This is a genomic window from Streptomyces sp. Ag109_O5-1 (assembly GCF_003814875.1).
In the GTDB taxonomy this organism is placed as follows: domain Bacteria; phylum Actinomycetota; class Actinomycetes; order Streptomycetales; family Streptomycetaceae; genus Streptomyces; species Streptomyces sasae.
In genome coordinates, this window is record NZ_RKQF01000001.1 from 10,049,802 (window position 1) to 10,073,265 (window position 23,464).

At 72.2% G+C, this 23,464-nt stretch carries 18 protein-coding genes and 2 pseudogenes; 9 read left to right on the forward strand and 11 right to left on the reverse strand.

The window, feature by feature from the left end; translation table 11 throughout:
* Positions 1–38: 38 nt before the first annotated feature.
* Positions 39–431, reverse strand: a complete 393-nt coding sequence (locus EDD90_RS45870) for a DUF5997 family protein (protein ID WP_123978952.1) — start codon at positions 429–431, stop codon at positions 39–41.
* A gap of 131 nt (positions 432–562) precedes the next feature.
* Here EDD90_RS45870 and EDD90_RS45875 point away from each other — a divergent pair, with 131 nt between their 5' ends.
* Positions 563–1,351: a LysR family substrate-binding domain-containing protein gene (locus EDD90_RS45875; protein ID WP_185149457.1), complete on the forward strand. Its 789-nt coding sequence runs from the start codon at positions 563–565 to the stop codon at positions 1,349–1,351.
* A gap of 126 nt (positions 1,352–1,477) precedes the next feature.
* Positions 1,478–2,509, forward strand: a complete 1,032-nt coding sequence (locus EDD90_RS45880) for a methyltransferase (protein WP_123978953.1) — start codon at positions 1,478–1,480, stop codon at positions 2,507–2,509.
* Positions 2,510–2,527: 18 nt separating this feature from the next.
* Here EDD90_RS45880 and EDD90_RS45885 read toward each other — a convergent pair whose 3' ends face one another.
* The 5 genes and pseudogenes from EDD90_RS45885 to EDD90_RS45905 form a co-directional block, all read right to left on the reverse strand.
* Positions 2,528–3,967, reverse strand: a complete 1,440-nt coding sequence (locus EDD90_RS45885) for an MFS transporter (RefSeq protein ID WP_123978954.1) — start codon at positions 3,965–3,967, stop codon at positions 2,528–2,530.
* Positions 3,968–4,211: 244 nt separating this feature from the next.
* Positions 4,212–5,107, reverse strand: a pseudogene (locus tag EDD90_RS45890) (beta-L-arabinofuranosidase domain-containing protein); the annotation flags it as partial.
* A 114-nt stretch (positions 5,108–5,221) separates the two neighbouring features.
* Positions 5,222–8,323, reverse strand: a complete 3,102-nt coding sequence (locus tag EDD90_RS45895; protein WP_123978955.1) for a carboxyl transferase domain-containing protein — start codon at positions 8,321–8,323, stop codon at positions 5,222–5,224.
* A 75-nt stretch (positions 8,324–8,398) separates the two neighbouring features.
* Positions 8,399–9,088, reverse strand: coding sequence for an HAD family phosphatase (locus tag EDD90_RS45900; protein WP_123978956.1), 690 nt, complete (start codon positions 9,086–9,088; stop codon positions 8,399–8,401).
* A gap of 15 nt (positions 9,089–9,103) precedes the next feature.
* Positions 9,104–9,580: an Lrp/AsnC family transcriptional regulator gene (locus EDD90_RS45905; RefSeq protein WP_123978957.1), complete on the reverse strand. Its 477-nt coding sequence runs from the start codon at positions 9,578–9,580 to the stop codon at positions 9,104–9,106.
* Between the two features lie 228 nt (positions 9,581–9,808).
* Between EDD90_RS45905 and EDD90_RS45910 the strand changes: the two genes are divergently transcribed.
* Positions 9,809–11,296, forward strand: coding sequence for an FUSC family protein (locus EDD90_RS45910; RefSeq protein WP_123978958.1), 1,488 nt, complete (start codon positions 9,809–9,811; stop codon positions 11,294–11,296).
* A gap of 103 nt (positions 11,297–11,399) precedes the next feature.
* On the forward strand, positions 11,400–12,431 hold the full coding sequence (locus EDD90_RS45915; RefSeq protein ID WP_123978959.1) for a lactonase family protein: 1,032 nt from the start codon (positions 11,400–11,402) through the stop codon (positions 12,429–12,431).
* A gap of 172 nt (positions 12,432–12,603) precedes the next feature.
* Here the strand turns inward: EDD90_RS45915 and EDD90_RS45920 are convergent, their stop codons facing one another.
* Together EDD90_RS45920 and EDD90_RS45925 are read right to left on the reverse strand one after the other, a co-directional pair.
* Positions 12,604–13,527: a sirohydrochlorin chelatase gene (locus EDD90_RS45920; RefSeq protein ID WP_123978960.1), complete on the reverse strand. Its 924-nt coding sequence runs from the start codon at positions 13,525–13,527 to the stop codon at positions 12,604–12,606.
* Between the two features lie 142 nt (positions 13,528–13,669).
* Complete coding sequence (locus EDD90_RS45925) at positions 13,670–14,665, reverse strand: N-acetylglucosamine kinase (protein WP_260328516.1); 996 nt, start codon at positions 14,663–14,665, stop codon at positions 13,670–13,672.
* A 316-nt stretch (positions 14,666–14,981) separates the two neighbouring features.
* Here EDD90_RS45925 and EDD90_RS45930 point away from each other — a divergent pair, with 316 nt between their 5' ends.
* Both EDD90_RS45930 and EDD90_RS45935 read left to right on the forward strand, forming a co-directional pair.
* Entirely contained in the window at positions 14,982–15,659 is a 678-nt protein-coding gene (locus EDD90_RS45930) for a uracil-DNA glycosylase (protein ID WP_123978962.1), read from the forward strand.
* Positions 15,660–15,825: 166 nt separating this feature from the next.
* Complete coding sequence (locus EDD90_RS45935; RefSeq protein ID WP_123978963.1) at positions 15,826–16,731, forward strand: oxidoreductase; 906 nt, start codon at positions 15,826–15,828, stop codon at positions 16,729–16,731.
* Here EDD90_RS45935 and EDD90_RS45940 read toward each other — a convergent pair.
* Positions 16,709–17,203 (reverse strand): annotated as a pseudogene (locus EDD90_RS45940) (alpha/beta fold hydrolase); the annotation flags it as partial. The gene EDD90_RS45935 and the pseudogene EDD90_RS45940 overlap by 23 nt on opposite strands.
* A 234-nt stretch (positions 17,204–17,437) precedes the next feature.
* The gene (locus EDD90_RS45945) at positions 17,438–18,574 is read right to left on the reverse strand and encodes an acyl-CoA dehydrogenase family protein (RefSeq protein WP_311737255.1); all 1,137 of its coding nucleotides are present in this window, start codon (positions 18,572–18,574) and stop codon (positions 17,438–17,440) included.
* A 261-nt stretch (positions 18,575–18,835) separates the two neighbouring features.
* On the opposite strand from EDD90_RS45945, the gene panD reads away from it, so the two are divergent.
* Entirely contained in the window at positions 18,836–19,255 is a 420-nt protein-coding gene (gene panD, locus EDD90_RS45950) for an aspartate 1-decarboxylase (RefSeq protein WP_093506059.1), read from the forward strand.
* A gap of 21 nt (positions 19,256–19,276) precedes the next feature.
* Positions 19,277–19,621: a GNAT family N-acetyltransferase gene (locus EDD90_RS45955; protein ID WP_123978965.1), complete on the forward strand. Its 345-nt coding sequence runs from the start codon at positions 19,277–19,279 to the stop codon at positions 19,619–19,621.
* 873 nt (positions 19,622–20,494) lie between these two features.
* Here EDD90_RS45955 and gndA read toward each other — a convergent pair.
* Entirely contained in the window at positions 20,495–21,934 is a 1,440-nt protein-coding gene (gndA, locus tag EDD90_RS45965; RefSeq protein WP_123978967.1) for an NADP-dependent phosphogluconate dehydrogenase, read from the reverse strand.
* 364 nt (positions 21,935–22,298) lie between these two features.
* Here gndA and EDD90_RS45970 point away from each other — a divergent pair, with 364 nt between their 5' ends.
* Positions 22,299–23,459: a transglycosylase family protein gene (locus tag EDD90_RS45970; protein ID WP_123978968.1), complete on the forward strand. Its 1,161-nt coding sequence runs from the start codon at positions 22,299–22,301 to the stop codon at positions 23,457–23,459.
* The last annotated feature ends 5 nt before the right edge of the window (positions 23,460–23,464 follow it).

Here is a 23,464-nt window from a genome sequence, read left to right on the forward strand (position 1 = left end):
GCGTCCGGACCGGGGCCGTATGAGGATCGGGCGAGCCGTCAGCCCTGCCCAGACTCCTTCTCCCGCTTCAGGTTCTTCAGCCGTGCGCCCTCCTTGCGGACCTCGGCCTGCGTGGTGCGCTCCTTCTCCAGCCACTCGGGCTGCTCGCGCTTGAGCTCCTCGATCTGCTCGGTGGTGAGCGCCTCCGTCACTCCGCCGCGCGCCAGCCCCGCGATGGACACGCCCAGCTTGGCCGCGACCACCGGACGCGGGTGCGGACCGTTCTCCCGCAGCTCGCGCAGCCACTCCGGCGGGTTTGCCTGGAGCTCGTTCAGCTCGGCGCGCGAGACGACGCCCTCCTGGAAGGATGCGGGCGTGGCGGGCAGGTACACGCCCAGCTTCTTCGCCGCGGTCGCGGGCTTCATCGTCTGGGCGGTCTGGTGCGAACTCATGAGGTCAAGGGTATCGGCCGGGCGCAGAAGCCCCGACCACGGCCGATGACGGGCGGCCGGCCAAGGCCGCGGGCAGGCCGCCCACCGCGGCCGATGCGGGGCAGCCGTCCGCGGCCGGTTAACCTGGCCTGGTGACAGGCTCGGAGGAAACACCGTCGTTCCGGCTCGCGTACGTTCCCGGCGTGACGCCCGCCAAATGGGTACGGATCTGGAACGAGCGCCTGCCCGACATCCCCCTCACGCTCCACCAGGTCCCGCCCGCCGAGGTGTCCGACGTGCTGCGCGCGGGCGACGCGGACGCCGCTTTCGTACGGCTCCCGGTGGACCGTACGTTCTTCAGCGCGATCCCCCTCTACACCGAGACCACGGTGGTCGTCGTACCGAAGGACCACGTGATCACGGCGGCCGAGGAGGTCACTGTCGCCGACCTCGCCGACGAGGTGCTCTTCCACCCCCTCGACGATGTCCTCGACTGGGACGCGCCGCCCGGCGAGCCCGCCTTCGAGCGCCCGGCCACCACCGAGGACGCGGTGGAACTGGTCGCCGCCGGCGTCGGCCTCCTGGTAGTCCCGCAGTCCCTGGCCCGCCTGTACCACCGCCGGGACCTCACCTACCGCCCGCTCACCGACGCCCCCGAGTCGACCGTTGCCCTGTCCTGGCCCGAGGAGGCCACCACGGACCTGGTCGAGGACCTCATCGGCATCGTCCGCGGCCGCACGGTCAACAGCACCCGCGGCCGTCAGCCGGCCCAGGCATCCCCGGCATCGCAGGAGAAGCCCAAACGGGTGCAGAAGCCGGCGGCCGCCAAGGCGGCGTCCGCCGGGCGTACCGCCGGCGCCCGCACCACCGGCGCGAAGTCCGCCAAGTCTGCCAAGACGGCGAAGACCGCCAAGCGCGGAAAGCCCCGCCGCCGGTCGTAACGCCCCGCAGGGCCCCGCATCCGCTCCCGATCTGCTCCCACACGCCCTGATCACCTCCCCGGACTCGGGCCCGTGCGATGTCACGATGCCTCCGGACATCCCGGACATCCACCGCTGGAGGCGCCCGTGAGCCCTGAAGCAGCCCCGGACGAAGCCGTCGACCCCCGTGCGTCGTCCGCGTTCCTCGTCAACGAATCGCTCGGCTACCTGTTCCCGGCCGCTCTGCGCGTCGCCGCGGTCGTCGGTGTGGCCGACCACCTGGCGGGCGGGCCCCGCACCGCGGCCGAACTGGCCGAGGCCACCCGCACCGACGCGCGGAGCCTGTACCGGGTACTCCGGCTGCTGGCCACGCGCGGCATCTTCGTGGAGGACGCCGGCGGCCGCTTCCGGCTTACCTCCGTCGGGGACACCCTGCGCAGCGACGCACCCTGTTCGGCGCGTTCCGCCGTCCTGATGAACACCGACCGCAGCATGTGGCTGCCCGTCGCGGACCTGAGCCGCTGCGTGAGCGAGAGCACGTCGGCGTTCGAGCACCTCTTCGGGCTGCCGTTCTTCGAGTACTTCGCGCAGGATGAGGACACCGCCGATGTCTTCCACACCGGCATGGCCGCGATGTCCGCCGCGGAGAACGAGCCCATCGCCGCCGCCTGCGAGTTCCCGTCCACCGGCACGGTCGTCGACGTGGGCGGCGGCCACGGCGGCTTCCTGCTGGCGGTTCTCGACCACCACCCCGGTCTGCACGGCGTCCTGCTCGACCAGCCGCACGTTCTGGCCGGCCACCTCCTGGACAAGCCGGGGACCGCCGGCCGCTGGAGCATCGAGTCCGGAGACTTCTTCACCGCCGTACCGGAGGGTGACGTCCTCGTGCTCAAGCGGATCCTGCACGACTGGGAGGACGACCAGTGTGTGACCCTCCTCGACCGCTGCCGTGCCGCACTCGCGCCGGGCGGGCGGATCATGGTCGTCGACGCGGTGGTCCCGCCGGGCAACACACCCCATCAGGCCAAGACGCTGGATCTGCTGCTGATGGCGGTCCTGGTGGGCCGGGAACGCACCGAGCCGGAGTTCGCCGCGCTGTTCGAGGCCGCCGGTCTGAAACTGTCCCGGATCGTGCCGACCCCGACCGTGCTCTCGGTGGTGGAGGCGGTGGCCGCCTAGCTCCGGGCCCGGCCGGGCTCAGTCCTCCGGTACGTCCGGCCGCTCCTGCAGATCGGCGACCGCCAGGCCCAGCGCCACCAGGATGAATCCGACGGACGTGAGCAGGCCGAGCTGGAGCGCCTCGGTGGCCGGGCCGTGGTGGGCGAGGTGGGCGAAGTACACCGAGCCCACCACGGCGATCCCGGCCGCCGAGCCGACGCGCTGGCCGGTCTGCAGCACTCCGCCGGCCGCGCCGGCCCGCTGCACCGGGACCCGGGTGAGCGTGAGCGTCGTGTTGGGGGAGACCGTGATGCCGGAGCCGATCCCACCGACGATCATCGGCACCGCGGCGGCCCAGCCGATGCTGTCCGACGGCACCAGCTGTACCACCGCGATGATCCCGATCAGGCCCAGTGCCACCCCGCTGAGCCCGATGACGACGAGCGTGCGCCCGTGGCGCACCACCAGTCGGCCTCCGAGCGCGGCGCCGACCGCCGAGGCGGCGGCGAAGGGCAGCACGGTGACACCGGCGGCCAGCGCGCTGTATCCCGCCGCGTTCTGCAGGAAGAGGGCGAGGACGAAGAAGACCGTGGTGAAGCCCGCGAAGTAGCTGAAGCTGATCAGCGCGCCGAGTGTGAAGGACCGCAGCGAGAACAGGTTCAGATCGATCAGGGGTGCCCGTCCGAGCCGCCCCTGCCGTCGCTCCCAGGTCCAGAACAGTCCCAGCAGAACCGCGCCCACCGGCAGCAGCGCCCACTTCTGCCGGCCGGTCCACTGCTGCTCCTGCACCAGCGGCAGCATGAGCGCGAGCACGCCGGAGCCGAGGAGCAGCACGCCGATCGGGTCGAACTGCTCCCGTCTGCCCGCCGACCCGGGGAACCTGGGCAGCAGCCGTAGTCCTGCGATGAACGCGGCCACCCCGATGGGCACGTTGACGAAGAACACCCAGCGCCAGCCGTCGTCGGTGCCGACCCCGTCGATGATCAGACCACCCGCCAGCGGGCCCACCGCCGTGGAGACCCCGATGACACTGCCGAGCAGACCGAAGGCCTTGGCCCGTTCGGCGCCCTGGAACATCTGCTGGATCAGCCCCGAGGTCTGCGGCGCGACCAGGCCCGCCGCCGTGCCCTGGAGCAGCCGGAACGCCACCAGCAGGTCGGGGCTGGCCGCGAGCCCGCAGGCCGCCGAGGCCAGCGTGAACACGGCGAGCCCGATCAGGAACGCCTGGCGCCGCCCGCGCATGTCTCCGAGCCGACCTGCTGGCACGAGCGCCAGTCCGAAGGTCAGGGCGTACCCGGAGACGACCCAGGACTGGGCCGCCTCCGTGGTGCCCAGTCCCCGCTCCATCGAGGGCAGCGCCACGTTCACGATCGAGGTGTCGAGCAGCGAGATGAAACCGGCCGCGAGACAGACCCCTAGGGCCGGCCACCGCCGTTCGTCGGTGGCCGGCTGCTGCGGCTTTGCCCAGGTCGTGGTCATACGGCCACGCTATGCAGTCATTCCGGTCATCGCACGACCGGCGGAGCGAACGGCTGGCCCACTGCTCCTTCCGGGGGGGCTGCCGGCTTCCGCCCGGCGGCCGACCCGTGGCGACGATCAACGGTGTCGGCGCCACGGTGTCGGCGTGCTATGTCGGGGCGCGGTGTCGGGGCGCTGTGTCAGCGCGCGTACGACGCCTTCCGCGCCGTGGCCACGATCCGGTCGCCGTCCGCCTCGCCCAGCAGCCCGTGCCCTCGCAACAGGTCGTGCCCTGCTTGGGTGTGTAGTCCCGCACATGCCCGGGCGTCAGCCCGATGAAGTACGTGACCAGCGGCTTCTCGGCATCGGCCCGGTCCTGCTTGGAGCCGAGCACCTGGTTGTACAACGCCCGCTCGTAGTAGTCCATGTACGCCGGATCCTGCTCGTGGAAGCACAGCGCCCGGCTCAGCTTCAGCATGTTGTAGGCGCAGCAACTCTCTGCCGTGGTCGCGCCGATGGTCCCGGCGATGACGTCCCGCGCCTTCCAGAACTCGCCCGTACTGGTGCCGCCGATGCCGTACATGCGATGCGGTACGACCATGCCCCAGAAGTTCTTCGCCGCGGTGAGGTAACGCTCCTCGCCGGTCGCGTCGTACAGCCGGACCAGACCGGTGAAGGCCGGGATGTGCTGGTTGGCGTGCAGGCCGTTCAGCGCGTCGGTGTCCGCGGCGCAGGCGTCGATGAGGCTGTCGAGGTCGAACAGCCGGGCCAGCGCGAGATGTTCGGCCTTCCCGGTGAGCTGGTGCAGGTCGTAGACCGCCTCGACGATCCCGCCGAACTCACCGCTGGAGAAGATCCCCCACATCCGCTGGAGGGTGGCGGCGGGCAGCACGGACAGCCGGGAGTACATCCAGTTGCCCATGCCGGAGGCGAGGTCCAGCGCCCGCTCGTCGCCGGTCGCGGTGTGGGCGTCCAGCAGGCCCCGGAGGATCTTGTGCGCGGTGTAGTACGGCGCCCACACCTTCGTGTAGTCGCTGCCGGTCATCGACTCCAGCAGGATGAACTGCATCTCCGGACAGGCCGCGAGGAACCCGGGTGGCTGGGCCCGCCCCAGGTGCGGCGCAGGACCGCGTCGAGGCCGCGCCCCGAGGTGTCCCGAAAACCCGAACGGCGTACGGATAGCCGACCAGAGGATAAGGAGGAGGCGGGTGGGGGTCAACGGTTCCGGAGCGGCGGACTCGGACGACGGCCGGCCGACTCGACGTGGCGGCCCGCTCACCAGGTGTCGACGAACGGGCGGTGCCCCGGCTGCGGAAGCGGGCATCCCTCCAGCGCCGCCAGGATCCAGGCCCGCGACCCGGCCGGGTCGAGCACCGCGTCGATCTCCAGTGCGGCCGCCGTGTTGACGGCCTTCCCGCGTTCGTACAACTCGGCGACCCGCTCCTCGAAGACGCGGGCGCGCTCGGCCGGGTCCGTGATCGCCTCCAACTCCCTGCGGTGACCGAGCCGGACGGCCCCCTCCAGCCCCATCCCGCCGAACTCCCCGCTCGGCCAGGCGGCCGTGGCCAGCGGAGCCCGCGTGGAGCCGCCCAGCATGGCCATCGCCCCCAGCCCGTACGCCTTGCGCAGCACCAGACCCACCAACGGCACCCGCAGATTGGCGCCCGTCACGAACAGTCTCGCGAAGTGCCGTACCGTGGCCGTCCGTTCGGCGTCCGGGCCGACCATGAAGCCCGGGGTGTCGCACAGCGAGACCACCGGCAGCCCGAACGCGTCGCACAACTGCAGGAAACGCGCCGCCTTGTCGGCCGCGTCCCGGTCGATCGCCCCGCCCAGATGCATTGGGTTGCTCGCCAGCAGGCCGAGCGGCCGCCCCTCGACCCGCACCAGACACGTGAGGACACCGACCCCGAACTCCGGCCGCAGCTCCAGCACCGAGTCCGTGTCCGCGAGCCCCGCGACCGCCGCCCGCATGTCGTACGCCCGCCGCCGGTTCTCCGGCACCACCCGCCGCAGCAGCCGCTGGTCCGGCGCCCCCCAACTTCCCTGCCCCGACTGGAAGTACGACAGATAGCGCCGCGCCAGCCGCACGGCCTCCGCCTCGTCCGCGGCCACCAGGTCCACGACCCCGTTCGGTACCTGCACCGACAGCGGCCCCACCTCCTCGGGCCGGAACACCCCCAGCCCGCCGCCCTCGATCATCGCCGGCCCGCCCATCCCGATGGTCGCGTCGGGAGTGGCGATCACCACGTCACAGCAGCCCAGCAGCGCCGCGTTCCCGGCGAAGCACCGCCCCGAGACGATGCCGACCAGTGGAACCGTGCCGCTGAGCCGCCCCATCCGCTGGAAGGTGGCCACATCCAGCCCCGCCACGGCCGTGGTGTCCGTGTCCCCGGGCCGGCCCCCGCCCCCTTCCGCGAACAGCACCACGGGCAGCCGCCGTTCCCCGGCCAGCTCCAGCAGCCGGTCGGTCTTGCGGTGGTTCTGCAGCCCCTGCGTCCCGGCCAGCACCGTGTAGTCGTACGACATCACCACGCAGGGCCGGCCGTTCACCCGCCCGGTGCCGGTGACCATGCCGTCCGCCGGCGTGGAGCGGATCAGGTCGTCCAGGGAACGCCTCCTCCGCTGGGCGGCGATCGCGAGGGCGCCGAACTCGGTGAAGGAGCCGCTGTCGCACAGGTCCTCGATGTTCTCCCGGGCGGTTCGCCGCCCCAGCGCGTGCCGCTTGGCCACGGCCTCGGGCCGGTTCTCGTCCAGCCCGAAGGCGTGGCGCCGCACCATCTCGGCGAGGTCGTCGCGGACGGAGTCCGGATCGAACCCCTGCTCGGCGGGGGCGGCCGCGTGGTCGCCGGTCAACTCGTCCATGATGGCCAACGGCGAGCCCTCGGTGACGGTTTCGCCCACCCGAACGTGCAGCGTCCGCACCGTTCCGGAGCCGGGCGCGCGCACCACGTGCTCCATCTTCATCGCCTCCAGCACCAGCAACTGCTGCCCGGCGCACACCGGTTCACCGTCCGATACATCGACCGAGACGACGGTCCCGCCCAGCGGTGCGACGACGGAGCCCTCCAGAGACGGGGCGGCCACGCCCGTGAAGCCCTGCGCGAGCTCGGCCGCCACACCGGTGTGCGCCCAGAAGCGGGGCCGGGCGAGCACCTCCCGCAGGAGCGGGATCCCCGTCCGCACCCCCTCCACGCCGAACTCGCCCAACGCCCGGCGCGCCCGCGCGCAGGCCGCCTCGACATCGCCGTGCGGGACATGTGCGACCACCTTGGCCAGCAAGGGGTCGTATTGCAGGCCGACTTCGGCCCCGGACCTGACCGCCGTGTCCACCCGCACCCCCGGCCCGGTCGGCACGTCGAAGCGGGTGATCCGCCCCGCCCCCTCGGCATTCACCCGGGCCTGCACGGCGAACCCGCGCGGCGGGGCCGGAGCCCCCGACAGTCCGAGGCCGGCCAGCGTTTCCCCGGCCGCGAGCCGCAACTGCACACCGACCAGGTCGAGTCCGGTCACCTCCTCGGTGACCGTGTGTTCCACCTGGATCCGGGGATTCGCCTCGATGAACCAGAACTCCTGCTCCCTGACCAGGAATTCGAAGGTGGCCAGACTGGAGCAGCGGACCGCACGGGCCAACCGCAGCGCGCAGTCCAGGAGCCGTTCCCGCACCGGCTCCGGGAGGTCCGGAGCCGGAGCGATCTCGACCAGCTTCTGGTGGCGCCGCTGCGCGCTGCAGTCCCGGTCCCACAGGTGTGTGACGGCGCCGGTGGCGTCCCCGACGACCTGCACCTCGATGTGCCGGGCCCCCTCCAGCAACCGCTCCGCGTACAACTCACCCCGTCCGAAGCCCTGCTGCGCCTCCGAACGGCACCGCTCCCACGCTTCGTCCAGCTCCTCGGCCTGCCGCACGACCCGCAGCCCGCGACCGCCGCCCCCACCGACCGCCTTGACCATCACGGGCCCGCCCGCCAGCAACTCCCGTGCCCCGTCCGGACCGTCGGCACCGGCGAGCACCGGAACCCCTGCCCCGGCGGCCAGCTCGCGGGCCCGCGCCTTGTCCCCGAAGACCGCCAGCACCTCCGGCGAGGGGCCCACGAAGACGACCCCGCCCGCCGCGCACCGACGGGCGAAATCCGCGTCCTCGCTCAGAAAGCCGTAGCCGGGGTGGAGGAAGTCGCACCCCGCGCTCCGTGCCGCGGCGAGCAGCGCGTCACCGTCCAGGTAGCCGTTCAACGGCACGGCCTCGTCGGCCAGTTGTGTGTGCCCGCCGTCACCCTCGACGTACACCGCGACCGTACGCAGCCCGGCCTCCGCCGCGGCCCGCAGCACGCGCACGGCGATCTCGCCACGGTTGGCGACCAGCACGGCGGCAGCACCCACGAAAACCCTCCAGGTCACGGACGTCGACAACCGGCCAGGCCATGCTCATCGCCCCCGGCACCGACGTCAATGCGGTCACCGGACCGATCGGAGGAGCCAGTCGAACGCCATCTGTGCCGTGAACTCCGGCTGGCCGCCCGGCAGGAGCAGGTCGGCGTCGGCGAACTCGGGAGCGTCGGCCTGCGCGGCGACGTACGGGATCGCGATGCAGCGCATCCCGGCGGCGTGCGCCGCGGCCGCGCCCGGGGCCGCGTCCTCCAGGACCACACAGTCGGCCGGGGCGGACCCGAGACGGCGCGCCGCCTCCAGGAAGACGTCCGGCGCCGGCTTGCCGTGCGGCACCTCATCGGCCGAGACCGCCGTCCGCAGCTGCGCGTCCAGCCCCGTACCCGACAGGATCGCCGCGATGGCCTCGGGGGAGGAGCCGGAGGCCACCGCCATGGGCACGCCCTCGGCCGTCAGCAACTCCACGAGCTTCCGCATCTCCGGATACGCGGGCGTGCGGGTCCGGGCCAGCTCCAGATAGTGCCGGTTGGTCTCCGCGAGCAACTCCGCCACCGGGGGCCGGAGTCCGTACCGCTCCCGGAACAGGGCCAACGTCTCCAGTGTGCTGATGCCGACGAAGCGCTCGTGCTCCGCCCACGTGTAGTCCGGGACACCGTGCGCGGCCAGGGTCAGCCGGGTCGCCTCGTAGTAGTTCGGCTCGCTGTCCACGAGCGTTCCGTCGAGATCGAAGATGACCGAGAGGCTGCCGAGATGACTCATGGGACCAGCATGCCGTCACCCGCGTGCTGCCCGGCCGACCGACTCCACCAGCGGCAGCAGCCGGTGCGGGACTCGCTCGCGCAGCGCCACCTCCGTGCGGGTGCGCACCACGCCCGGCAGACTGATCAGCTTCTGGATCACGTCCTCCAGATGCGCGTTGTCCCGCGCCACCACCCGCGTCAGCAGATCCCCGCCGCCCGTGATCGAGAACGCCTCCACGATCTCCGGTACGGCGGCCAGCGCGTCCCCCACGTCGTCCAGGTGGCCCTGGGTGACCTCGATGTGCACGAAGGCCAGCACCGGGTGGCCGAGCGCGGCGGGGGAGAGAGTGGGGCCGGAGCCGGTGATCACACCGTCCCGCTCCAGCCGGTCCAGGCGCGCCTGCAACGTGCCCCGGGCGACCCCGAGCACCCGGGCGTACTCGCGCACGCTGGTACGCGGCTGCTCCAGCAGCAACCGCAGGATGCGGGTGTCGAGCTCGTCCACGGCCATGATGAACGACTGTACCAATGGCTCAGGGCACTGTCCGTCCGACCTGGTCCATTGGCCTTCTGGATGACAGCCGCTGTCGGCTATTGCTGGACCATTGGCCCAGCGATTTTGAAGACACTTGAGCCAGTAGCCCCGGCGATGCTCTCATGTCCGTGTCGATGGCGCTGCGGATCCCCGCGGCGCCATTTCTGTGCCGTCCGGTCCGAGTCGTCCGTGAGAGGGGAAGCAGTGCTGAAGAGGGTGTTCACGGCTCCGGACCCGGGGCGGGTGCGGCTGCGCTTCGCCGCGCGGGCCGTACTGGGGATCGGCCTCGCCGTCGTGGTCTGCGGACTGGCCGGGCACTCCCTGGTCGGCGCCGTCACCGGGGGGCTCGCCGCGCTGCTCACCTTGTTCACCGTTGCGGACGCCACGGTCCGCGGGCAGACGGTCACCACCGCGCTGCTGCCCGCCGTGGGTCTGCCGGTGCTCGCCGCCGCGGCCGAACTGCACGACGTACCGGTCGTCCGCGACCTGGTCTTCCTGGCCGTGGTCGGTGCGGGCGTGTACGCGCGCCGGTGGGGACCGCGCGGCCACAGTCTCGGCGTGTTCGCCTTCATGACCTTTTTCGTGGCCCAGTTCCTGCACGCCACCCCGGGACGGCTGCCCGAGCTGTACGCCGCCGTCCTGCTCTCCGTGCTCAGCGCGGCCGCCGTCCGCTTCGGTCTGTGGTGCTACGAGCGCCGGCTGCCCCCGGTGCCCGTGCCCGCCGCACCCGCCGGCACCGGCCTGGCCCGGGTGACCACCCGGCAGGCGGTCCAGGCGACCGCGGGTGCGGGCTTCGCGCTGGTCGTCGGCCAGCTGGTGTCGGGCCAGCGCTGGTACTGGGCGGTCGGCGCCACCTGGTGGATCTTCGTCAACACGGCCTCGCGCGGCGAGACGCTGGTACGAGGCTTCCGCCGGGTCCTCGGCACGGTCATCGGTATCGCGCTGGGCCTGCTCGTCGCCGTCCCCGTGCACGGCGCCCCCGTCCCGACCGCCGTCCTGGTGGCGGTCGCCGTGTTCGGCATCTTCTACACGGCCGCCGTCTCCTACACCTGGATGATGCTCTGGGTGACCCTGCTGGCGGAGCTGCTCTACGGTCTGCTCGGCGTCCTGAGCCCCGGCCTGCTGGCGCTGCGGCTCGCCGAGACCGGGGTGGGCGCCGTCGGTGCCGTACTCGCCGTCCTGTTCGTGCTGCCGGTCACCACCCACCTCACCACCGACGCCTGGATCCAGCGTGCCCTGCGCTGTGTCCACGCCTGCACGGCCGAGGCCGCCGCCCGCCTCGCCGGTGCCGTCACCGCCGACCCGGCACCCCGGGTGGCCGAACTCGAACAACTCCTCGGCCGGGTGCGGCTCTCGGTCGCCCCTCTCGTACACCCGCTCAACCCGATGCCCGGCCGTAAGCGCCGCGCCCGTCTGGTCCTCGCCCTGCTGGACGACTGCGCACGGGAGATCCGCGGCCTGGTCGCCGTCGCCGCCGACCCGGAGGCCTCGCACGACGCCCGCCTGGCCGCCGCCTGCTGGCGTGTCGAGGCGGCCGTGGCCGCCCTGACCAAGGGCTCGGAGCACATCACCGGCCCGGCCGAGCCGCCCACCGAACCCGCGCTCGCCCACCTGCACGGCCTGGAACGCGCCCTGGCCGAACTCGCCGAACCCCTGCGCGCCCCCTCGGGCTCCCCTCTGGTCGGCGCCTGAGACGCGCCGCCCCGGACGCCTTGGTCTAGACCTCAAGCTGCTACCGTCGGCCCGGGACTGGCTTGTACTGACTCGTACCGGCTCGTAGCGAGAGGGGACAGCGGTGGCAGAGGGCGGCAGGCGGCGGAGGGCGTTCATCGGCTCGTTCACGGCGGCGGGCGGCCCCGGGGTCGTCGCGGCAGCGGTCCATCCGTACAACGGCGCCCTGGCCCTCCTGGAGAGCGTCGACGGCGTGCCCGACCCGTCGTATCTCGCGCTCGCACCCGGCGGGCGCACGCTGTACGCGGTCAGCGAGACCGCCGACGGCGCGGTGGCCGCGTACCACGTCCACGACGACAAACCACGGCTCGCCGGACCGCCGGTCCCGGTCGACGCCAGCGGCCCCACCCATCTCAGCGTCCTCGACGGCCATGTCCTGACCGCCAACTACGGCTCGGGCAGCGTCACCGCCGTCCCCGTCCGCCCCGACGGCACCCTCGCCGGCGCCGCCTCCGGGGTCCTCCAGCACACCGGCTCGGGCCCGCACGAGCGCCGCCAGCGCGGGCCGCACGCCCACCAGGTGCAACCGGACCCCAGCGGCCGCTGGGCGGTCAGCGTGGACCTCGGCACCGACTCGGTCCGCGTCTGCACCCTCAAGGCAGGCAGCCTCACCCTCCACCGCGAGATCGCCCTGCGCGCCGGCTCCGGTCCCCGTCACCTGGCCTTCCACCCCGGCGGCGGATACGCCTACGTCGTCAACGAACTCACCCCGACCGTCACGGTCTGCCGCTGGGACGCCGGCACCGGCTCCCTGAAGCCCCTGACCGAGACCCCGGTGCTCCCCGGCGCCCCCGCCGGCGACGCGTACCCCTCCGGCATCGCCGTGTCCCCCGACGGCCGCTTCGTCTGGACGGCGACCCGAGGAGAGGACGTCCTGACGACGTTCGCGGTCGAGCAGGACCACCTGCACCTGACGGCGACGGTGCCTTGCGGGGGCCACTGGCCACGGGCGCTCACGGAGTCCGGCGGCTTCCTGTACGCGGCGAACGAGCGCTCTGGGAACGTCACGTGGTTCGCGGTGGACCAGATCACCGGCCTGCCCCGCTACGACGGCTCGGTGGAGGTCCCGGCGGCGTCCTGCATCGTTTTCGACTGAGGTTGCCTGGAGCGCCCCTGCAGGGGCGCGGGGCCGTATCGATATGCGGCTCCGCCGCATGGGCGCGATCAACCCCCACCGGCCTGCGGTCGAGATCGGTCCGCACCACCCCGGAAAACAGCCGACGGGGCCCTCTCGGAGAAAGGACCCCGTCGGGAAACACCTGCCCGCGTCAGCGAACCGGCGTCCCCTGCGGCTGCTGCGGCGCAATGCCGAGTGCCGTCGTGTACTTGGCCAGCGCCAGCTTGCCGATCGCCGGATACGGCCCCAGCGGTTCGGCGGTGGCACAACCGGCCTCCTCGGCAGCCGCGGCCAGCAGCGCGGCGTCGATCTCCGGCCCTATCAGGTACGGCGCCAGCGCCAGCTGCTGCGAGCCGGAACCGCGCAGCTGCTCGGCGACGGACGCGATCGAGCCCTCCTCGTCCAGCGCGGCGGCCATCACCGGCACGGCGAGGCGCGCGGCGAGCAGCATGCCAGTGATCCCGGCGGCCTGCACGGCCTCGTCGCCGCCCACGGAAGCGAGGACGATGCCGTCCGCGGCCGTCGCCACGGTGAACAGCCGGGCGCGGTCGGCGCGGGCCAGGCCCGCCTCGGAGAGGCGCACGTGCAGGGCCTCGGCGAGCAGCGGGTGCGGGCCGAGGACGTCGGTCAGGTCGGCCGCGACCCGGCTCTCCATGACAGCCTGGCGGAGCCGGCGCAGCAGCGCGCTGTCCGGGCCGGCCAGCAGCGGCACGACGACGGCGACCGGGCCGTCGGGCGCCTTGATGCCCTCGACACCGGCGGCGACGGCCTGCTCGTAGCGGGCGGTGCGCTCCTCGGCGGCATGGGCGAGCACGGACTGGAGGGTGGGGAACTCCCCGTCGTCCCCGTCCAGGTACCCGATCCGGGCATCCAGGCCGGGCAGCTCGGAGCGGGCGATGCTTACGACCTCCTCGGCGAGGCCGCGCGTGGCCGCGCTGGGCGTACCCGGCACCGCGAGGACGAGCGCGGGCGCATCCTCGGGCGCCACCAGCGGCTCGGGGCGGCGGTGCCGTCCGGGCTGGCGGGGGCGCGGCATTCGTACTGGCAGGCCGGCGGGCCCAGTGGGGGAGCTCATGGCGCCGCATGTTACTGGCTATCTGGGCTCCCCTGTTCGGGGAGGGTGCAGGTGAGCGGTATCCGTCCGGTTTTGTCTGATGAGTTACGCATGATTCGGAGGTGATCCCATCAACTGTCGGACACTTCATGTCCCGATGGGATCAATCACCTTTTGTGTGTACCACGGAGAACATCCGCTCATCACTCGGCAGGGTGAGCAGCCCGCTGACCAGGTCACTCGCCAGGCGCACCGCCCCGTGCAGCGGATCGCCCGCCGCCGGGACCTGCCGCGCCTGCGGCAGCAGAGCGGTCAACTTCTCAGCCAGTGGCAGGAGAAGCGGGTCGCCCAGCTGGCGCAGTCCGCCCGTGAGGGCGACTCGGGGTTCGCCGGCCGTGGGACAGACGGCGGCGGCAGACTCGGCCATGTGCCGGGCCGCCGCGCGCAGGATCCCGGCCGCGACCGGGTCGTGTACGGCGCACTCCGCGACCTGCGGGGCGAACGAGGCCAGTACGGCGGGCCGGTCCGTGCGCGGATAGAGCTGGCCGGGCAGCCCGGCCAGCGGCCCGAACCGCTCCTCGGCACACGCCCGCAGCGCGGCCGAGCCGCCGTCCCGCCCGTCGAAGGCACGCAGCGCCGCCTCCAGCCCTGCGCGGCCGATCCAGGCCCCGCCGCCGCAGTCGCCCAGCAGATGCCCCCAGCCGTCCGCCCGCCGCCATCCGGCCAGATCGGTACCGATCGCGATCAGCCCGGTACCGGCGGCCACCACCGCCCCCGGACACGGGCCCAGGGCGCCGATGTACGCCGTCACGGCGTCGGCGGCCAGCGCGACCGTCCGCACACCGAGCTCACGCGCCAGCGCGCCCGGCAGTTCGGCCCGCAGGGCGTCCCCGAGACCGGCCATCCCGGCCGCGCCGACGACGACCGTCTCCACCCGGTCCAGCCCATACTCGGCGATCGACGTCCGTGCCATGGGCAGGAGTTGTTCCAGCAGATGCCCCGGATCGATCCCCCGCGCCCCGGTGCGCACCGGCTCCCGTGAAACGCGCGGCACCGAGGGCTCCCGGCCCGGCAGGCCTACGACGGCCCGCAGCCCGGAGCCTCCGGAGTCGACGGCGAGAAAGCCGGCGGCGGGGGCGTTGCCGCCCGGTCCGCTCACGACAGGCGCCGGTCCGCCGGCATCGGCGAGGGGTGCGCGGACTCCGTCGCCGACCGGGGCGGGTTCACCGTGGGTGCGGGAGTGCCAGGATCCGGGCACCGGCGGCGAGCGGCTCGCCAGGCCCGATGACCATGACGCAGTGGCTCGATCACTGGCTGCAACGGGCTCCCCTCCTTCCCGGTGTCCGGCGGCGCGATCCGCTGGATCGGCTCGATGACCTTGATGCGGAGGAAGGGTAGCGCCGGGGGCGGCGGCCGTGCGCGGGGGCGTCCGCGGTTGTGCGGGACCCCGGTGTGTGCCAGTAGGGTGACGCGCTGTGGCACCACGACCCTTGCATGAACTTGTTGAAGCAGGCTGGGCGAAGGCTCTTGAACCTGTGGCCGAACGCATCGCCGCGATGGGGGACTTCCTCCGGGCCGAGATAGCGGCGGGCCGGACCTACCTTCCGTCCGGGGCGAATGTCCTGCGGGCCTTCCAGCAGCCCTTCGACGACGTTCGCGTCCTGATCGTCGGCCAGGATCCCTATCCCACGCCGGGGATGGCCATCGGGTTGAGTTTCGCGGTCTCGCCCGAGGTGCGCTCCTTGCCGGGCAGCCTGGAGAACATCTTCCGGGAGATGCACACCGACCTGGGGCTGCCCAGGCCCTCCAACGGGGACCTCACGCCGTGGACCGAGCAGGGGGTGCTGCTGCTCAACAGGGCACTCACCACGGCCCCGCGTAGCCCGGGCGCCCATCGCGGCAAGGGCTGGGAAGAGGTCACCGAGCAGGCGATCCGGGCGCTGGCGGCGCGTGGCAAGCCGCTGGTGTCCATTCTGTGGGGCCGCGATGCCCGTAATCTCCGCCCGCTCCTCGGCCAGTTGCCGGCGGTGGAGTCCGCTCATCCCTCGCCGATGTCGGCGGACCGGGGTTTCTTCGGATCGCGGCCGTTCAGCCGGGCCAACGACCTGCTGGTCCAGCAGGGGGGACAGCCGGTGGAGTGGCGCCTGCCGTAGGCCGACGACGTTCCGAGTGAACGTCTCTCGGCAGGTCCAACGGCTGGGCGGCCACGGTTCGTTCCCGATGTGGATGTGATGCTTCGCCCAGTCCGTTGGCCTGTCACAGCACCTCTGACCAGCCCATACTCCAGAACCTGACGAACCGGTAGGGTGGAGTGGCACGATGAGCGCAGCGGCGGCGGCAGGGACCTGGAAGCTCGGGGACCTGGAGGTGAACCGCGTCGGGTACGGTGCGATGCGGCTCACCGGCAACGGCATGATGGGCAACTCCGACGGCACGCCGACCGACCGCGACGCCGCGGTGCGGTTACTGCACAGCGCGTTCGAGCAGGGTGTCAACCACGTCGACACGGCTTCGTTCTACTTCTCGCCGCTGCGCTCCGCGAACGAGCTGATCAACCGCGCCCTCTCGTCCTGGCACGGCGACGTGGTCGTGGTGACCAAGGTCGGCCCGGCACGCGATCCCTCCGGCGAGTGGCTCCACATGGTCCGCCCCGACCAACTGCGTGGTCAGGTCGAGGAGAACCTGCGCCGGCTCGGCCGGGACCACCTGGACGTGGTGAACCTGCGCGCCGGCGGCCCCCGCACAGCCTTGATCGCCGAGCACTTCGGCGCCCTCGCCGAGCTGCGCGACGCCGGCCTCATCCGGCACCTCGGGCTCTCCGCCGTCCGGCCCGAGCACGTGGCCGAGGCCCGGACGATCGCGCCCGTGGTCTGCGTGCAGAACTCCTACGGCCTGGACTGGCGCCGCGCCGACGAGAACGGGCTGGTGGACCTCTGCGGGGAGCAGGGCATCGCCTTCGTCCCGTTCTTCGCGGTCGCCGGCCTGCGCCGGGAGGCGGCCGCGGTCCAGGAGCAGGACGCGCGCGTCCACGCGGTCGCCCGCGCCCATGGCGCGACACCCGCCCAGGTACGGCTCGCCTGGACCCTTCACCGCGGTCCGCACGTACTGGCCATCCCCGGCACCACCGACCCCGCCCATCTCGCCGAGAACATCGCCGCCGGCGCCCTCCGCCTGACCGAGGAGGAGCTGACCCTCCTCGACAGGCCGGGTGTTGCCGACAGCTGAACGCCCCGCCGTTCGCGAGGTACTGGACATCGTTGATCCAGCCGTGCATCAGCTGGCCGCTGCGCGGCCCGGTGCCGGCCAGCACCAGCCGGCGGACCAGCTGCGGGCGGATCAGAGTGAGCTCCCGGGCGACCATCCCGCCGATGGAGAACCCGAGAAGATCGATCCGGTTCGGTTCGAGCGCGTCGACGAAGGCGATGACATCGCGGGCCATCCGGGTGATGGTGGGCGGCACCAGCCCGGACGACAGACCGACGCCGGCGTTGTCGACCGTGATGACCTCACGGTTGGACGCGAGGGAGCCGAGGAGAAGCGGATCCCAGTTGGCCAGGTTGCCGCGGAAGTGCACCAGCATCACCAGCGGGACCGTCTCCGGAGCGGGAGCGCCGAACCGCCGGTAGGCGTATCTCACTCCGTTGGCTGCCTCGGCGAACTGGTTCGGGGCGGTCAGCGCGATGTCGACGGCGGACATGGTCGCTTCCCTTCAGCCGCTCACGGATCCCGCCCCTTCGCAGACGCTTCCTGGGTTCGTGAATACCCGCAGTGCCCCCGGCACGGCGACGCGCGCGGCTCCCGTCCGGCCGTAGACGCAACAGGAGACCCGCACCACGATTCCGCTCTCGCGACGGTGCCGCATCACGTGGGGCGCGTAGTGCCGGCGGGCCGGCAACCACGCGGGACCGGATCGATCAATGGCCCGGCGCTGCTAGAGGAACGGCGTCCCGGCGTCGAGCCCCGACAGCACCCTGCCGTACAGCTCCAGGTTGGCGGCGGGGTTGACGAACGAGTGCAGGCTCAGGGCGTTCAGGTCCCGCACGATCCGCTGGACGGGCACTTCCCGGTGCAGGGACGAGGCACCCGAAGCGGACCCGATCAGGTCGGCGGCCTCCTTGCACAACCGCGTCAGGTACCCGCACTGCGCCCTGATCCGCGCACGCTCCTGCATCGTGCAGGGCTCCCCGTCGGCCGCCCTGGCCTCGATCAGCCCCACGAAGTCGGCGGCGATCAGTTCCGCGGAGGCGACCTTCATCGTGGCCTCGGCGAACTGGAGATGTGTCACCGGGGCCTCGTGCTGGCGCTCGTAGACGGTGTACGTGATGCCCCGCTGATGGATGCGCTCCCCGAACTGCGTCAGAGCCGCCCGTGCCAGACCGAGGGCGTTCGCGGCCGTCCAGGCGCAGAACAGCAGCAGCACCGGCATCCGGTAGAAGGGGTCGGCGCTGTTGCGCCGCGACTCGGACACGCCCGCCAGCAACGGCCCGACCGGCAGGACGCGATGGGCGGGCACATGGACGTCCTGGGCGACGACGGTGTTGCTGCCGCTGGCGGCCAGACCGGAGACGTTCCAGTCGTCCAGCACCTTGAGCTCCGCCATGGGGATCGCCAGCCACAGCATCTGCGGCGGTCCGTCCCCGATGTGGGCCAGCGCGGTCAGCAGATGCCAGTCGGCGTCCTGGCAGCCGGTCGCGAAGGGGGAGCTTCCGCTCACCACGTAGCCGCCGTCGGCCGCGACGGCCCTCGAGCCCGGGATGAGAGTGCCGCCGACCCGTACGTCGGGACCGGTGAAGATCTCGTCCTGGGCCCGGTCGGGGAACAGGGCCGCGATGAACGCGCACCCGGCCTGGATCAACGCCATGAACCCGGTCGACCCGCACGCGGCGGAGACCTCGCTCAGCACGTCGACCTGGGTCCGTAACGAGGTCTGGTAGCCCCCGAAGCGGCGGGGGACATTCATACGGTGGATCCCGGCACCGGTGAGAGCCTGGACGACCTCGCCCGTCACCCGCCCCTGCTGCTCCGCGCGCAGGGCGTGCGAGCGGATGAGCGGCTGCAGCTCGCGCACGCGTTCGACTAGGTCGGTGTCCGATCGAGGTGCTGACGAACCGGCCAAGGGACGACCTCCGGTCTCGCGCCACGGGAGAATTCTCACCGTCGCGCCGATCCCGGCGACTGTCAACGCCCCGCCAGGGCAGCGAAGTCGAACCGCTCTCCGCCTGTGTGTCGAATTTCTCGAACACTTCTGGGCCCAGGCGTGCCGTTGTACAGTGACGGGCGCCTCCGACCTGCAGAAAGCGGGCGGAGAGCCGTCTTCTAGGAGTACGCGATGCTGCGCACCATGTTCAAGTCCAAGATCCATCGAGCCACCGTCACCCAGGCCGACCTGCACTACGTGGGATCGGTGACCATCGACGCGGACCTCCTCGACGCGGCGGACCTGCTCCCCGGCGAGCTGGTCCACATCGTCGACATCACGAACGGCGCCCGGCTGGAGACGTACGTCATCGAGGGCGAGCGGGGCTCGGGGGTCGTCGGGATCAACGGGGCGGCCGCCCACCTCGTCCATCCCGGCGACCTCGTGATCATCATCAGCTACGCTCAGGTCACCGATGCCGAGGCGCGTACGCTTCGGCCGCGGGTCGTGCACGTCGACCACGGCAACCGGGTCGTGGCCCTCGGCGCCGACCCGTCCGAGCCGGTCCCCGGATCGGACCAGGAGCGCAGCCCGCAGGCCGTATCGGCCTGACCGACGGACCAGGAGGGCGACATGAGCGACATCGAGATCCGCGACGACCGGGAGGCCGGCCGTCTGGAGGCGGTCGCCGACGGCGAAGTCGTCGGCCATGTCGAGTACTTCGTGCTGGAGTCGCCCTCCCGGGCCCTCGTGCCCGTCCACACCATCGTGGAACCGGAGCACGAGGGGAAGGGCATCGCGGGCTCCCTCGCCCGTGAGCTGTACGCGATCGCCGAGCGCGAGACCACCCCAGTGGCCCCGCTCTGCCCGTACGTCGTCAGGTGGGCCGAGCGCCACCCCGAGGTGGCCCCGGCGGCCGACCCCGAGCTGCTGCGCGCGGCGAAGGAGTGGCTGATCGCCCACCCCGGCCGCTTCTGAGCATCCGCACCGGTCCGGTCCGTCCCTCCCGTCTTCGACGCCCCGGGCCAGGGCATGGTGGCACCGGGCGGGCGTCGCCGCGGCGCGGAAGCGGGCGGCGGCGGACGGCTTACGCGCGATCCTCCGGCGACGACCGGCGACCGGCGAGGTCGCGGAGCGGGCCGCCACCGAGGCGGCCGTCCCCGACAGTCCGCGGCGATCGCCCGACGGCGGCCCCGGCCCTGACGGCCGCGGTACGGGCGGTGCGGCCACCCGGGGGAGTGCGCGAGCGCTGGTCGGGTACGTGGGGCAATAGGCCCCCAGAGGCGATGTCGAGCCACTGGCCGGAGGACACCATGACCACCCCACACCCCCCGGACCCCTACCCCAGCCCGGTACCCACCCCCGAACCACCCCCGGGTCCCGACCCGACCCCCACCCCACCACCCCCGGGCCCGGGTCCCACCCCGCCCCCGCAGCCCCCGGACCCCTCACCGTCCCCGATCCCCCCGGGTCCGGAACCCACACCCGCCCCGGAACCGGGCCCACCCCTGACCTGACAGCAACAGGCAGCCCATTCAAAACGCGCCTGATCGAACGTACCCCCCTGGGGCGCGGGGAACTGCGCGAAATCCACAGCGCACCCGCACCGGAGCGCCGTGCTCAGCCCCGACGCACCCCCCTGGGGCGCGGGGAACTGCGCAAAATCCACAGCGCACCCGCACCGGAGCGCCGTGCTCAGCCCCGACGCACCCCCCTGGGGCGCGGGGAACTGCGCGAAAACCACAGCGCACCCGCACTGAACCGACGTGCTCAGCCCCCACGCAACTGAGGGGTGCGGGGAACTGCGCGAATCCGCAGCTCCCCGCACCCCTCACCGACGAACGGCCGGGCTCACGCCGTGACTTCGCTCCGGTCTCCGCCCCACAGCGTGTGGAACGCGCCCTCACGGTCCACCCTCCGGTACGTGTGCGCCCCGAAGAAGTCCCGCTGCCCCTGCGTGAGCGCCGCAGGCAACCGCTCCGCCCGCAGCGCGTCGTAGTACGCCAGCGCCGCCGAGAAACCGGGCACCGCCACGCCCTCCCGGGTCGCCGCGATGATCACCTCGCGCCAGTCGTCCTGCGCCGCCGCGATCTCCCGTGCGAACGTCTCGTCCGACAGCAGGCTCGGCAGGTCCGCCCGCGCGTCGTACGCCGCACGGATCCGGTCCAGGAACGCCGCCCGGATGATGCAGCCGCCCCGCCAGATCGCGGACACCGCACCGAGGTCGATGTTCCAGTCGTACTCGTCGCTGCCCGCCTGGATCTCGTGGAAGCCCTGCGTGTACGAAACGATCTTCGACGCGTACAGCGCCTGCTCCACCCGGTCCGCGAACGCCGCCGCCTCCGCCTCGGACAGCGCCGTCGGCTTCGGACCGGCCAGCCCGCGGGACGTGGCCCGCAGATCGGCGTGGCCCGACAGGGACCGCGCGAAGACCGCCTCGGCGATACCCGACACCGGCACGCCCAGGTCGAGCGCGATCTGGACCGTCCAGCGGCCCGTGCCCTTCTGCTCCGCCTGGTCCACGACCACGTCCACGAACGGCTTGCCGGTCGCCGCGTCCACGTGCGCCAGCACCTCCGCCGTGATCTCGATCAGGTACGAATCGAGCCGGCCGGTGTTCCAGGTACGGAAGATGTCCGCGATCTGCGCGGGGGAGTACCCGGCGACATCGCGCAGCAGCTGATAGGCCTCGCCGATCAACTGCATGTCGGCGTACTCGATGCCGTTGTGCACCATCTTCACGAAGTGCCCGGCACCGTCGGGGCCGACATGCGTCACACAGGGCGCGCCGTCCGCCGCCTTCGCCGAGATCTTCTCCAGCATCGGGCCGAGCGAGTCGTACGACTCCCTGGGGCCGCCCGGCATGATGCTCGGTCCGTGCAGCGCGCCCTCCTCACCGCCGGAGACGCCCATGCCGACGAAGTGGATGCCCTGCTCGCGCAGCGCCTTCTCCCGGCGGCGAGTGTCCGCGAAGTGCGCGTTGCCGCCGTCGATGATCATGTCACCGGGTTCCAGCAGCGGCGCGAACTCCTCGATCACCGCGTCCGTCGGACCGCCCGCCTTCACCATGATGACCAGCCGGCGCGGCCGCTCCAGCGCCTGGACGAACTCCTTGGCGGTCTCGGCCGCGATGAAGTCGCCCTCGTCCCCGAAGTTCTCCACCAGCTCGTGTGTCTTTGACACCGTGCGGTTGTGCAACGCCACCGTGTAGCCGTTGCGCGCGAAGTTCCGGGCGAGGTTGCGGCCCATGACCGCCAGACCCGTGACGCCGATCTGCGCCGAAGTGCTCATACCGCCTGCTCCTCAAAGATCAAGTCGATCCCGTAGCACGTGCAAGGGATGCTGCCGCCGCTCATGACCGCCAGTATTGCCCAAAGGCCATCCTGACTCGCCGTCCGACCGGCCGCACTTGCAGATACGGACCAGACGGTGCCGACGCCTCAGTAACCTCGCGAAACGCTTCACGGAGGCACTGAGTGGCCGACAGGAATTGACTCCATGTCAACTCCGTCCGTCGCCCGGCCGGTTCGGTGCGTGACGGCGCGTGACGGCCGTGCGTGGAGGGGCGCGAGGCGGCTGATTGCCGTCTTGTCATGGCCTGTTCGGGGCACTTACTTTTGGCCTTCTTGACGCGCGTGGCGAGGGGGCATCAGACATGGCCGAACGCGGCCGGCACCGCCGGTACCAGCCCAACAGGATCAACCGTGCCTCGCTCACCGTCACGGCGGGCGGTGCCGGGCTGGCGATCCCGCTCGCCGCCGCCACAAGCGCCGACGCGGCCTCCATGTCCACCTGGGAGAAGGTCGCCGCCTGCGAGTCCAGCGGCGACTGGGGCATCAACACCGGCAACGGCTTCTACGGCGGGCTCCAGTTCACCCAGTCCACCTGGGAGGCCTACGGCGGCACCGGATATGCGCCGCGTGCCGACCTGGCCACCAAGGACCAGCAGATAGCCGTCGCCGAGAAGGTCCTCGACGGCCAGGGGCCGGGCGCCTGGCCCGTCTGCTCGGTGCGGGCCGGTCTCACCCGCGGCGGCGGCACGCCCGACGTGCACACCGAGAGCGTCCACACCCGCCCGGCCAAGAGCTCGGTACGGGACGTACGGCCGCAGACCACACCGCAGTCCCGGGCCGGCAAGGCCGAGATGTACACGGTGGTGCGCGGCGACACGCTCTCCGGGATCGCCGAGGAGCACGATGTCGCCGGCGGCTGGCACCGCCTGTACGCGGCCAACCGCGCCACGGTCGGCTCCGACCCCGACCTGATCCTGCCGGGCCAGCGGCTGAGCCTGACGGGCAAGGCCGCGAAGGCCGAGTCCTCGGCGAAGAAGGCCGCCACGAAGACGAAGGCGAAGAACAAGGCGAGAACCACGGAGAAGACCGAGGCGAGGAAGGCCTCCACACACTCCGGGCACTCGCTCGTCGCCCCGGTCGACGCCGCCATCGGCACGCCGTACCACGCGTCCGGCTCGCACTGGTCGAAGGGCTACCACACCGGCGTCGACTTCCTCGTCCCCACCGGGACCTCCGTCAAGGCGGTCGAGGCCGGGGAGGTCGTCACCGCGGGCTGGGGCGGCTCGTACGGCTACCAGGTGGTGATCCGGCACGCCGACGGCCGCTACACGCAGTACGCCCACCTTTCGGCGATCTCCGTGCGGGCCGGCCAGAGCGTGTCCACGGGCCAGCGCATCGGCCGCTCGGGTTCCACCGGAAACGCCACGGGCCCGCATCTGCACTTCGAGGTACGGACGGGGCCCGAATTCGGCTCGGACATCGACCCGGTCGCCTATCTCCGGGCCGGCGGTGTCACGGTCTGAACATC